This is a genomic window from Xanthobacter sp. DMC12 (genome assembly GCF_056314105.1).
The window spans coordinates 1,523,252-1,535,143 of record NZ_JBQUYZ010000001.1 but is presented as its reverse complement, the minus strand read 5'-3'; the positions used below and the strand labels follow the sequence as shown (position 1 = coordinate 1,535,143).

The window sequence follows — 11,892 nt, the reverse complement described above, 5'->3', positions numbered from 1 at the left end:
CCCGATCGGGGCGGTTGCCGCCGCAAAGTCGCGCTTCCGCCTCCACTCGGGCTTGTCTAACCTTGGCGGGACGCGCGATCCGTTCTCGGCCATGGGGCCGATCCCACCGCTGACCCTATCCCTGGGCTGTCGCCCGCAGGACCTGGTGCCCTAAATGTCGATCCTTGCGAGCCTGCATCACGTCACGAGCTACACCTACGACCACCCGGTCTCCATGGGGCCGCAGGTCATCCGGCTGCGGCCGGCGCCGCACAGCCGCACCGACATCCCGGCCTATTCGCTGAAGATCTCGCCGGCCGACCACTTCATCAACTGGCAGCAGGATCCGTTCGGCAACTGGCTGGCCCGCATCGTGTTTCCCGAGCGGGTGTCGGAGTTCAAGGTCGAGGTGGACCTCCTCGCCAAGCTCGACGTCATCAATCCCTTCGACTTCTTCGTCGAGGAATATGCCGAGAACTTCCCCTTCGAATACGCGCCCGCGCTGAAGGCGGAGCTGGCGCCGTACCTTGAGCTGGAGGATGAGGGCGCGCTGTTCGCCGAGTATCTCGCCTCCGTGCCGCGCGAGAAGACCCGCATCGTCGACTTCCTGGTCCACCTCAACCAGCGCCTGCAGAGCGAAGTCGGCTACGTGATCCGCATGGAGCCGGGCGTGCAGACGCCCGACGAGACGCTGACCCGCAAGCTCGGCTCCTGCCGCGACACCGGCTGGCTGCTGGTGCAGATCCTGCGCCACCTCGGCCTCGCCGCCCGCTTCGTCTCCGGCTACCTGATCCAGCTCAAGCCTGACGTCGCGGCCCTCGACGGCCCCTCGGGCACGGATGTGGACTTCACCGACCTGCACGCCTGGTGCGAGGTGTTCGTGCCCGGCGCCGGCTGGATCGGCCTCGATCCGACCTCGGGCCTCCTGTGCGGCGAAGGCCATATCCCGCTGGCGGCCACCCCGCACTACAGCTCCGCCGCCCCCATCACCGGCTATGTGAACGAGAAGGCCGAGGTCGAGTTCGGCTTCGACATGCAGGTGGTCCGCGTCGCCGAGGCGCCGCGCGTCACGCTGCCTTTCTCCGACGAGACCTGGGCCGCCCTCGACCAGCTCGGCCACAAGGTGGACGAGGACCTCAAGGCGGGCGATGTCCGCCTGACCATGGGCGGCGAACCCACCTTCGTCTCCATCGACGACTACCAGTCGCCCGAGTGGAACACCGAAGCGCTCGGCCCGCACAAGCGCGAGCGCGCCGACGACCTCATCCGCCGCCTGCGCCGCCGCTTCGAGACCGAGGGCGTGCTGCATTACGGCCAGGGCAAGTGGTATCCGGGCGAGACGCTGCCGCGCTGGTCCTTCGACCTGTTCTGGCGCAAGGACGGCCAGCCCATCTGGCAGCGCGAGGACCTGATCGCCGACGAGAAGGTGAATTACGGCGTCACGCCGGCCGATGCCGAGCGCTTCTGCAAGGCGGTCGCCGAGAAGCTGGCCGTGGGCAGCCAGTTCGTCCAGCAGGCGTTCGAGGACAACATCTACTACATGTGGAAGGAGCAGAACCTTCCCGAGAACATCGCCCCCGGCGATCCGCGCATGGCGGACGAAGTGCAGCGGCGCATGCTGGCCCGTACCTTCAACCAGGGCCTCGGCACCGCCACCGGCTCCGTGCTGCCGCTGCGCCGGGTGTGGACGCCCAACGGCCCGGCGTGGCGCTCGGAGGAATGGACCTTCCGCCGCCAGTTCCTGTTCCTGATCCCCGGCGAGAGCCCCATGGGCTATCGTCTGCCGCTGGAATCGCTGCAGTATCTGGCGCCCACGCGCTATCCCTACATCGTCGAGGCCGACCCCTTCGAGCCGCGCGACCCGCTGCCGGACGCCGCCGATTTCGCCGCCCGCTACGCAGCAGGGCAGGGCGGGGCCGGTGCGGGCACCGATGGCCATGACGCCGGCACGCCCGGCGGCCCGGGCGGCATGCCGCGCCACTCCATCGCTCCGCGCACCGAGGCCTACGGCGTCGGCGAGCGGGCGCAGGAGCTGGCGCGCGAATATCTCGCCAAATACGACACCCAGATCTTCACCGCTGACACCCGCACCGCGCTCTGTGTCGAGCCGCGCAACGGCCGCCTGTGCGTGTTCCTGCCGCCGGTGGAAATCCTTGAGGATTATCTCGACCTCATCGCCGCCCTCGAGCAGGTGGCGATCGAGCTGAACACGCCCATCCACATGGAGGGCTATCCGCCGCCGTTCGACTACCGCCTCAACCTCATCCGCATCGCGCCCGATCCGGGCGTGCTGGAGGTGAACGTCCATCCTTCCGACACCTGGGCCGGCTGCGTGGAGATCACCCGCATCCTCTATGAGGAGGCGCGCCTCGCCCGCCTCGGCACCGAGAAGTTCATGGTGGACGGGCGCCACACCGGCACCGGCGGCGGCAACCACGTGGTGGTGGGCGGCGCTACCCCCGCCGACAGCCCGTTCCTGCGGCGGCCGGACCTGCTCAAGAGCCTGCTGCTCTACTGGCAGCGGCATCCCTGCATGTCCTATTTCTTCTCCGGCCTGTTCATCGGCCCGACCTCCCAGCATCCGCGGGTGGACGAGGCGCGGCACGACAGCCTCTATGAGCTGGAGATCGCTTTCTCCAAGTTCCCGCTGCCCGGCAAGGGCGAGCCGCCGGCCCCCTGGCTGGTAGACCGCCTGCTGCGCAACCTCCTGGTGGACGTCACCGGCAACACCCACCGCACCGAAATCTCCATCGACAAGCTCTATTCGCCGGACGGCCCCACCGGCCGGCTGGGCCTCGTGGAGTTCCGCTGCTTCGAGATGCCGCCGGACTGGCGCATGAGCCTTGCCCAGCAGCTCATGCTGCGGGCGCTCATCGCGCGGCTGTGGAACAAGCCGGTGCACGGTCATTGCACCCGCTGGGGCACCATTCTCAACGATCGCTTCATGCTGCCGCATTATGTCTGGCAGGACTTCCTCGACGTGGTGGAAGACCTCTCGGACGCCGGCTACCAGATCGATCCCGAGTGGTTCCGCGCCCAGTTCGAGTTCCGCTTCCCCGCCTTCGGCAAGGTGCAGCAGGCGGGCGTGGACATCGAGGTGCGGCAGGCGCTGGAATGCTGGCATGTGCTCGGCGAGGAAGGCGTGGTGGGCGGCACCGCCCGCTATGTGGACTCCTCGGTGGAGCGCCTGCAGGTGAAGGTGGAGGGCTTCAACCCCTCGCGCCACATCCTCACCTGCAACGGCCGCAAGGTGCCGCTGGCACCCACCGGCCGCAATGGCACCTACGTGGCCGGCGTGCGCTACAAGGCGTGGCAACCCTGGTCGGGCCTGCACCCGACCATCCCGGTGCACACGCCGCTCACCTTCGACCTCGTGGACACGTGGAGCGAGCGCTCCCGGGGCGGGTGCATCTATTACGTCTCCCATCCGGGCGGACGGAACTACGATACCTTCCCGGTGAATTCCTACGAGGCGGAGGCGCGGCGCCTCGCCCGCTTCCAGACCTTCGGCCACACCCCCGGCACCCTCGACGTGGTGCTGGAGACCGCGCCGGACGAGTTCCCGACCACCCTCGACCTGCGGCGCCCTGCCCGCGCCTGAGGTCGCCGGGCCGCGCCCGATCCGCCTGCCGCGGGCCTGGTCTGCGGCGGGTGCAGCCTGGAAGCGCTCCGAAGAGGGGTGCATCTGGCGCTGTCGCGGGCATAATGGAGAACCCGGTCCCACCGGGCACAGGATGTTGACGCGCGGGCAGGGGTGCCCGTGGAAGGGGTGATCGTGTCGGGGGCGGAGCAGCGGAGCGAGGCATTCGAGCGGGCCGCGGCGGAAAGCCTGATCGGCGGCTACCGCACCCTGCCGGCCACCCGCGACGAGATGATGGATGCCGACGGCCAGCCGCGCCGCCACTGGCAGCCCTTCCTCGCCGCCCTCGCGGAACTCGGCTCCGAGGAGTTGCGCCGCCGCTTCTCGGCGGCCGACCGCTACCTCAGGGACAGCGGCGTCTTCTACCGCGTCTATGACGATGCCGGCGGAGGCGAGCGGCCGTGGTCGCTCAGCCACATGCCGCTCATCATCGGCAATTCGGATTGGGAAGCCCTCTCGCAGGGCCTCATCGAGCGCGCCGAGCTGCTGGAAGCGGTGCTTCAGGATCTCTATGGCGACGGCCATCTTGTGTCCGACGGCGATCTGCCGGCGGCGGCGGTGGCCGGCAGCCCGGAATTCCTGCGGCCGCTGGTGGGCGTGCGGCCCGAGGGCGGGCGCTTCCTGCGCGTCTACGCCGCCGACGTGGGCCGCGGCCCGGACGGGCGCTGGTGGGTGCTCGCCGACCGCACCCAGGCCCCCTCCGGCGCCGGCTATGCGCTGGAGAACCGGCTCGCCTCGACGCGCGCCCTGCCGGACGTCTCGCGCAACCTGAACATGAAGCGGGTCGCCGGCTTCTTCCAGGCCCTGCGCACCTCGCTGATGAAGCTCGACCGGACGGGAGAAGGCCGCATCGGCCTGCTCACCCCCGGCCCGCTCAACGAGACCTATTTCGAGCACGCGCTGCTCGCCCGCTATCTCGGCTTCCTGCTGGTGGAGGGCGAGGACCTGACCGTGCGGGGCGATACCCTGCATGTGCGGACCGTCGCCGGCCTGAGGCGCATCGACGTGCTGCTGCGCCGCCTCGATTCCGATTTCGCCGACCCGCTGGAATTGAATGCCGGCTCACGCCTCGGCGTGCCGGGCCTCGTCCAGTCGGTGCGCATGGGCGGCGTGGCGCTGGCCAATGCGCTGGGCACCGGCATCATCGAGGCGCCGGCGCTGCTCGCCTTCCTGCCGCGCATCGCCACCCGCCTCACCGGGCGGCCGCTCAGCCTGCCGCACGTCGCCACCTGGTGGTGCGGACAGCCGGCCGAGCGGGCGCAGGTGATGGAGCATCTGGACGAACTCGTCATCTCCTCCGCCTTCGGCCGGGTGCTTCCGGGCCTGCCGGACGGCGGCTCGGTGCTCGGGGCGGACCTCACCCAGGCCGACCGGCGCCGTCTGTCCACTCTGCTCGCCCGGCGCGGGGCGGACGTGGTGGGCCAGGACATCGCCCGCCTCTCCACCACCCCGGTGTGGACCGGGGAAAAGCTCACGCCCCGCCCGTTCATGCTGCGGGTGTTCCTCACCGCGACGGAAAAGGGCTGGTCGGTGATGCCGGGCGGCTTCTGCCGCATCTCGTCCGCCGCCGATGCCCGCGCCGTCTCCATGCAGAAGGGCGACCGCTCGGCGGATGTCTGGGTGCTGGCCGACGGCGAGGTGGCCGATACCACGCTGCTACCGAGCCCGGACAATGTGAAGGTCCGCCGCTCCTCCGGCACCCTGCCGAGCCGCGCCGCCGACAATCTGTTCTGGCTCGGCCGCTATGTGGAGCGGGCGGAGGCGACGCTGCGCCTTTCCCGCGTGCTGGTCGGCCGCCTTGCCGAGAGCGGCGACACCGGCACCAGCCCGCTGGTGTCGCGCCTGCTCGGCCTGCTCGGGGCCTGGGGTGCCATGCCGCGCGACCTCGCCCGGGCAACGCCGGCCCGCTATGCGGTGGCCGTGCTCACCCGGCGCGACCTGCCCGGCGCCCTGCCGCAACTGGTGCAGGCGGCGCGCGCAGCCGCCTCCGTGATCCGCGACCGCTTCTCGCCCGATGCGTGGCGCGCGCTGGTGGACCTTGAAACCTGCGTGTCCCAGCCGGTGCCCACCGCCCCGTCCGAGGCCGACGCGGCAGAACGGGCGGACGCGGCGCTGCGCATCATCGCCGCCTTTTCGGGCCTCGCCTCGGAGAACATGAACCGGCTCACCGGCTGGCGCTTCCTGGAGATCGGCCGGCGCACGGAGCGCGCCATCGGCACACTGCGCTTCGCCCGCACCTTCGGCGAGCTGGGCGCGCCGCAGGGCTCGCTCGATGCGTTGCTGCAGGTGGCGGACAGCCTCATCACCTACCGCACGCGCTACGTGATGATGGAAGCGCGCGGGCCGGTGCTCGATCTCGTGCTGCTCGATCCGGACAATCCGCGCTCGGTGGCCTTCCAGGTGCATCGCATGGCGAGCCACCTCAAGGTGCTGCCGGGCCGCGACCAGGATGCGCCGCCGCCGCTGTGGGAGCGCATCGTCGCCCGCATGCAGGCCGAGCTTGCCGCCAGCACGGCGGAGAGCTTCGAGCCGCAATGGTTCGACGCCATGGAGAAGATGCTGATGCAGCTCTCCGACGAGGTGTCGTCGCACTATTTCCTGCAGGGACATTCCCCGGAGATGACACTGACCTTCGGCATGTAGAGCGAAAGCAACGAGTACAGCCCGCGCGGCGCCTGAGCGAAAGCAACGTCAAATGCTCTACGATATTCGCCAGACCACCACCTACAGCTACCAGGTGCCGGTGCGCGTGGTGCGCCAGGTGCTGCGCATGACGCCGGTGGATCGCTTCGGCCACCAGCACGTCATTGCCCACATCCTCGATGTGGACCCCGAGCCGGCGGAACTGGAGCAGGGCACGGATTTCTTCGGCAACGGGCTGACCTGGCTCACCATCGACCAGCCCCACGGGCATCTCGCCATCACCACCCGCAGCCGGGTGGACGTGAGCGCCACGCCCCTGCCGGACCCGGCGATGACCCCGCTGGTGGACGAGGTGCGCGCCGCCGCGCTGGAGGAGGCGGACCTCGGGCCGGACGCGGCCGTGCATGGCCTGTTCCCGAGCCGGGCGGTGCCCATCGATGCCGAGATCACCGACTGGACGGCGACCAGCTTCCGCGGCGACCGCCCCGTGCTGGAGGCGGCGTTAGAGCTAATGCACCGGGTGCATGACGAATTCACGTATGAGCCGGGCGCCACCATCGTCACCACCTCGCCCCGCGAGGCGTTCACGGCGAAAGCGGGCGTGTGCCAGGACTTCGCGCAGGTGATGATCGCCGGCCTGCGCGGCCTCGGCCTGCCGGCGCGCTACGTCTCCGGCTATCTGCGCACCATCCCGCCCGAGGGCCAGCCGCGGCTGGAGGGGGCGGACGCCACCCATGCCTGGGCGGAGGTGTGGTGCGGCCCGGCCTTCGGCTGGATCGGGCTCGACCCCACCAACGCCATCCCGGCGGGGGACGACCACATCATCCTCGCCGTCGGCCGCGACTATGCGGACGTTTCGCCGGTGGACGGGGTGATCGTCTCGTCCGGCGACCACATCCTCGCCGTTGGCGTGGACGTGGTGCCGGTGCAGGGGCGCTAGGGCCGCCTCAGCGCCCCTTGCCCATCACGAGGTCCGGGAAGCCGGTGGCGATCTGCGGGAACAGGCAGAGCAGGATCACCGCCAGCAGCATCAGGAGCACGAAGGGCACCGTGCCCCAGATCACGTCCTTCAAAGGGATGTCGGGCGCGATGTTCTTGATGACGAAGATGTTGAGCCCCACCGGCGGGTGGATGAGCCCCATCTCCATCACGATGGTCATCACCACGCCGAACCAGATCAGGTCGAAGCCAGCCGCCTTCAGCGGCGGCAGGATGATCGGCGCCGTCATGAGGATGATGGACACCGGCGGCAGGAAGAAGCCGAGCACCACCACCAGCACCAGGATGGTGGCCAGCAGCAGCCATCTGGAGAGGTTCAGCGCCACGATCGCCTGCGCCGCCGCCTGGCTGATGTGCAGGTAGCTCATGACGTAGGAATAGAGCAGCGACATACCGATGATCATCATCAGCATGGTGGATTCGCGGATGGTCGAGGTGAGGATCGGGGAGAGGTCCTTCGGCGTCCACACGCCGTAGATCAGCGCGATGAGCGCCAGCGCCAGCACGCCGCCGAGGCCCGCCGTCTCGGAGGGCGTCGCATAGCCGCCGTAGAGCGCGACCATGACGCCGGTGAGCAGCACCACGAAGGGCAGCACACGGGGGAGGGCCGCGAAGCGGTCGCGGAGGGTGAGGTTTTCTTCGTGGAGCAAAGCGGAGCGCGCGCCGGTCTCCGCATAGGCCGCCTTGGCCGCCGCATATTCCTGCCGGAAACGCACCATGGCGTAGCCGGCGAACAGCAGCACCAGCAGCAGTCCCGGCCCGAGGCCGGCGAGGAAGAGGCGTCCGAGAGACTGCTCCGCCGCCACCGCATAGAGGATCATGGTGATGGACGGCGGCAGGAGGATGCCGAGCGTGCCGCCGGCGGCGATGAGCCCGGCCGCGAAGGCGCCGGAATAGCCGCGCTTGCGCATCTCCGGAATGCCGGCCGAGCCGATGGCCGAGCAGGTGGCGGGAGACGAGCCGGCCATGGCGGCGAACAGGGCGCAGGCGAACACGTTGGCGATGCCGAGCCCGCCGGGGATCTTGTGCATCCAGGCATGGAGCGCCGAATAGAGGTCCTGCCCCGCCCGCGACTTGCCGATGGCAGCGCCCTTCAGGATGAAGAGCGGGATCGACAACAGGGTGATGGAGGCCATCTCCTCATAGACATTCTGCGTCACCGTATCGAGGGAGGCGGCCGGCATGAAGCCGACCATGAACAGCACCGCCACCGCCCCCAGCGCGAACGCGATGGGCATGCCGAGGAACATGGTGCCGAGGGTGGCCCCGCCATAAAGGAGGCCGACGAGGGCCGTGCTCATCGTTCCACCCTTTCCAGAAGTCCGGCGAGAACCTGAATGAGGATCTGCAGCGAGAGGAGGCCCATGCCGGCGGTCATCACGCCGTAGGGGATGGAGAGGGGCGGGGCCCAGGTGGAGGAGGTCACCTGTCCGTCCACCCACGCTTCGTGCCACAGGGTGAAGGACTTCCAGGTGAAGAAGGCGCAGAAGGCGAAGCTCAACACGTCCACCACGAACTGCCGCACCCGGTTAGCCGCTGGCGGCAGCATGTGGGCGAGAGCATCGATGGCCACATGGCCGCGCTGGCTCTGCACGAAGGCGGCGGTCATGAAGGTGACGCCCACCAGCAGGAACACCGAGGCCTCGTCCTGCCAGTAGGTCGGCGCGCGGAAGAAGAAGCGCGACACCACGCTGTAGGAGAGGATGAGGCTCGCCGCCACGAGGGCGATGGAGCCGAGGGCGAGGATGAGCCGGTTGGCCCGCCTGAGCAGCCCGTGCGCCGCCGCCAGCAGCGGAGGGGCGTGCGCCGCCTCCGCCCGCGCGTCCGCGCCGTGGCCGAGATCGAGCCCGTGGCTCATGCCGGCACCTCCTGCGCGAGCTTCATGAGGTTGGCGCAGCCGGCGGACTTGGCGGAATAATCCTTCCACGCGGTGTCACGGGCGATGGCGCGCCACTTCTCCACCGTCGCGGCATCGAGATCGTGGATCTTGGCGCCGGCCTCGGCGAAGACTTCGGCGACCTTGGTGTCGTCGGCCATGGCGCCGGCCTTGCCGAAGGCTTCCATCTCCAGCCCCACGGCGGCGAGCACGTCCTGCTGCGCCTTGGGCAGCTTGTCGAACACCGCCTTGGAGATCAGCAGCGGCTCCAGCATGAACCAGTAGGACTTGCCGCGGCCGGTGGTGAGCTGCTTGGCCAGCTCTTCCAGCCGGAAGGAGATGAGCGAGGTGGACGAGGTGATGCCCGCGTCGCACGCACCGGTCTGCATGGCCACGTAAAGCTCGTTGGACGGCAGCGACAGAACGGCGGCGCCCGCAGCCTGCAGCACCATGTCCATCTCGCGAGAGCCGCCGCGGATCTTCATGCCCTTGGCATCCTCGGGCGCGATGAGCGGCTTTTCGCGGCTGGCGACGCCCCCCGCCTGCCAGACCCAGGTGAGGATCTTGACGCCCTTGCTTTCAAGATATTCCGAGAAGGCCTGCCCCACCGGCTTGGTGCGCCAGGCGAGGCCCTGATCGTAGGAGGAGACGAGGCCCGGCATCAGGCCGATGTTGCACTCCGGCGCCTCGCCGCCCGCATACGAGATGGGATAGAGCGAGAGGTCGAGCGCGCCCTTGCGCAGGGCCGAGAACTGCGCGTTCGTCTTCATCAGCGACGAGCCGGGATAGATCTCGAAGGCAACTTCGCCGTTGGTGCGCTTCGTCACCTCATCGGCGAAGCGACGCACGAGGCGGTCGCGGAAGTCGCCCTCGTCGCCGGAAGAAGAGGGGAACTGGTGGGAGATCTTGAGCGTGGTCGCGGCGTGCGCGGTGCCGGTGAAGCGCAGCACGGCGGGCGCTGACAGCGCGCCGGCCAGCACGAGGCGGCGGGAGATCGGGCGATGGATGAGGGAATGGTCGTTGGACATGGATTTCCTCCCTGGCCCGGTGGCTGCGGGCCGTTGGCGTTTCTTCCCGTTTCAATGCGCCGGCCCCGGTTGATCCGGGGTCCGGCAGGTCGATTTCATATTTCTTGGCGGTGACTTGCCGACGGCTGATTGGCGTTGCCGGCGGCGCGGTCCCCTTTGTCAGGCGACGTTACGATAGATGTCCTTGTAGGTGTCCCGAAGAATATTCTTCTGCACCTTGCCCATGGTGTTGCGCGGCAGCTCGGAGACGAAGAAAACGCGCTTCGGCTGCTTGAACTTGGCAAGACGATTTTCAAGGGCCCGATGCACGGCATCCTCCGTCAGCGTCGCATCCTTCTGGGCGACGATGACGGCGGTGACGCCCTCGCCGAAATCCGGGTGGGGCACGCCGATGACCGCGCTTTCGACGACGCCGGGGATGGCGTCGATCTCGCCTTCGACTTCCTTGGGATAGACGTTGAAGCCGCCGGTGATGACGAGATCCTTGCCGCGCCCGACGATGTGGACGTAGCCCTTGTCATCGATCTTGCCGAGGTCGCCGGTGATGAAGAAGCCGTCCCGGAATTCCGTGGCGGTCTTCTCCGGCATCCGCCAGTAGCCCTTGAACACGTTCGGCCCCTGAACCTCGATCATGCCGATCTCGCCTGTGGGCAGCACCGCGCCGGTCTCTGGATCGGTGACGCGCACGCTGATGCCGGGCAGGGGATAGCCCACCGTGCCGGCGATGCGCGCGCCGTCATAGGGGTTGGAGGTGTTCATGCCCGTCTCGGTCATGCCGTAGCGCTCGAGGATGGCGTGGCCGGTCCGCTCCTCGAAGGCGCGGTGGGTCTCGGCGAGCAGCGGCGCGGAGCCGGAGACGAACAGGCGCATGCCCTTCGTCGCCTCCCGCGTGAGGCCGGGCTGGTCGAGCAGGCGGGTGTAGAAGGTGGGCACGCCCATAAGGGTCGTCACCGCGCCCGCCGACATGAGGGCGATGGCCTCCTTCGGATCGAACTTGGAGCGGAACTCCATGCTCGCGCCCGCCAGAAGGACGATGTTGGAGGCGACGAACAGGCCGTGGGTGTGGAAGATCGGCAGTGCGTGCAGCAGCACGTCCTCCGCCGTGAAGCGCCAGTATTCCTTCAGCGTCCGCGCATTGGAGAGCAGGTTGGCGTGGGAGAGCATGGCGCCCTTGGCACGGCCCGTGGTGCCCGAGGTGTAGAGGATGCCGCCAAGGTCTTCCGGCCCGCGCGCCACGTCCTCGAACGTGTCGGGGAAGGTCGCTGCGGCCTCGGTCAGCGAGCCCTTGCCGTCGGTGCCGAGCGTCTCCACCGCGCCGACGCCGAGACGGGCGGCGAGCGCACGCGCATCCTCTTCGATCTCCGGCCGGCACACGAACACCGCGGGCTCGGCGTCGGAGAGGAAATACTCGATCTCGTTCAGCGTATAGGCCGTGTTGAGCGGGAGATAGACCGCCCCCGCGCGGATCGCCCCGAGATAAAGCGCGAGGGCGGGCCAGGATTTCTCCACCTGCACCGCCACCCGGTCACCGGGCTTCACGCCGCGCGCGACCAGGAGATTGGCGAGGCGGGCGGAAAGGGCGAGGGCGTCGCCATAGGTCTCCACCGTCCCGTCGATGAGGCGGGCGAGGGGCTTGTCTTTTCCCGGAATGGCGGCGCGGATGGCGCTGAAGAGATAGTTCTCGGTCATGTCTTCGTCTCGTTGGCGGCAGTGCCGATACCGTGTCG

The 11,892-nt window shown here is 68.9% G+C and carries 7 protein-coding genes; 3 read left to right on the top strand and 4 right to left on the bottom strand.

Going from position 1 to position 11,892, the window contains the following annotated elements; genetic code table 11:
• Nucleotides 1-154 precede the first annotated feature (154 nt).
• The 3 genes from ACT535_RS07085 to ACT535_RS07075 all read left to right on the top strand — a co-directional run bounded on the left by ACT535_RS07085 (nt 155) and on the right by ACT535_RS07075 (nt 7,202).
• On the top strand, nt 155-3,580 hold the full coding sequence (locus ACT535_RS07085) for a transglutaminase family protein (RefSeq protein WP_476363830.1): 3,426 nt from the start codon (nt 155-157) through the stop codon (nt 3,578-3,580).
• Nucleotides 3,581-3,850: 270 nt separating this feature from the next.
• Nucleotides 3,851-6,262 (top strand): circularly permuted type 2 ATP-grasp protein, encoded by a 2,412-nt coding sequence (locus ACT535_RS07080; RefSeq protein ID WP_476364004.1) that lies wholly within the window; start codon nt 3,851-3,853, stop codon nt 6,260-6,262.
• A gap of 52 nt (nt 6,263-6,314) precedes the next feature.
• Entirely contained in the window at nt 6,315-7,202 is an 888-nt protein-coding gene (locus ACT535_RS07075) for a transglutaminase family protein (RefSeq protein ID WP_476363829.1), read from the top strand.
• Nucleotides 7,203-7,209: 7 nt separating this feature from the next.
• On the opposite strand, the gene ACT535_RS07070 is transcribed toward ACT535_RS07075, so the two are convergent.
• The 4 genes from ACT535_RS07070 to ACT535_RS07055 form a co-directional block, all read right to left on the bottom strand.
• Complete coding sequence (locus ACT535_RS07070; RefSeq protein ID WP_476363828.1) at nt 7,210-8,562, bottom strand: TRAP transporter large permease; 1,353 nt, start codon at nt 8,560-8,562, stop codon at nt 7,210-7,212.
• Nucleotides 8,559-9,119 carry a TRAP transporter small permease gene (locus ACT535_RS07065; protein WP_476363827.1) on the bottom strand — a complete coding sequence of 187 codons (561 nt, stop codon included), beginning with the start codon at nt 9,117-9,119 and terminating at the stop codon, nt 8,559-8,561. The genes ACT535_RS07070 and ACT535_RS07065 overlap by 4 nt, the downstream gene beginning before the upstream one ends.
• Nucleotides 9,116-10,165, bottom strand: coding sequence for a TRAP transporter substrate-binding protein DctP (gene dctP / locus ACT535_RS07060; protein ID WP_476363826.1), 1,050 nt, complete (start codon nt 10,163-10,165; stop codon nt 9,116-9,118). The genes ACT535_RS07065 and dctP overlap by 4 nt, the downstream gene beginning before the upstream one ends.
• A 159-nt stretch (nt 10,166-10,324) precedes the next feature.
• Nucleotides 10,325-11,854, bottom strand: coding sequence for a malonate--CoA ligase (locus ACT535_RS07055; protein ID WP_476363825.1), 1,530 nt, complete (start codon nt 11,852-11,854; stop codon nt 10,325-10,327).
• Nucleotides 11,855-11,892 lie beyond the last annotated feature (38 nt).

What these genes read in the sequence shown, in the direction of transcription:
- ACT535_RS07085 (WP_476363830.1), top strand. Translation starts at nt 155, where the DNA reads ATGTCGATCCTTGCGAGCCTGCATCACGTCACGAGCTACACCTACGAC.
- ACT535_RS07080 (WP_476364004.1), top strand. Translation starts at nt 3,851, where the DNA reads ATGATGGATGCCGACGGCCAGCCGCGCCGCCACTGGCAGCCCTTCCTC.
- dctP (WP_476363826.1), bottom strand. Translation starts at nt 10,165, where the DNA reads ATGTCCAACGACCATTCCCTCATCCATCGCCCGATCTCCCGCCGCCTC.
- ACT535_RS07070 (WP_476363828.1), bottom strand. Translation starts at nt 8,562, where the DNA reads ATGAGCACGGCCCTCGTCGGCCTCCTTTATGGCGGGGCCACCCTCGGC.
- ACT535_RS07055 (WP_476363825.1), bottom strand. Translation starts at nt 11,854, where the DNA reads ATGACCGAGAACTATCTCTTCAGCGCCATCCGCGCCGCCATTCCGGGA.
- ACT535_RS07075 (WP_476363829.1), top strand. Translation starts at nt 6,315, where the DNA reads ATGCTCTACGATATTCGCCAGACCACCACCTACAGCTACCAGGTGCCG.
- ACT535_RS07065 (WP_476363827.1), bottom strand. Translation starts at nt 9,119, where the DNA reads ATGAGCCACGGGCTCGATCTCGGCCACGGCGCGGACGCGCGGGCGGAG.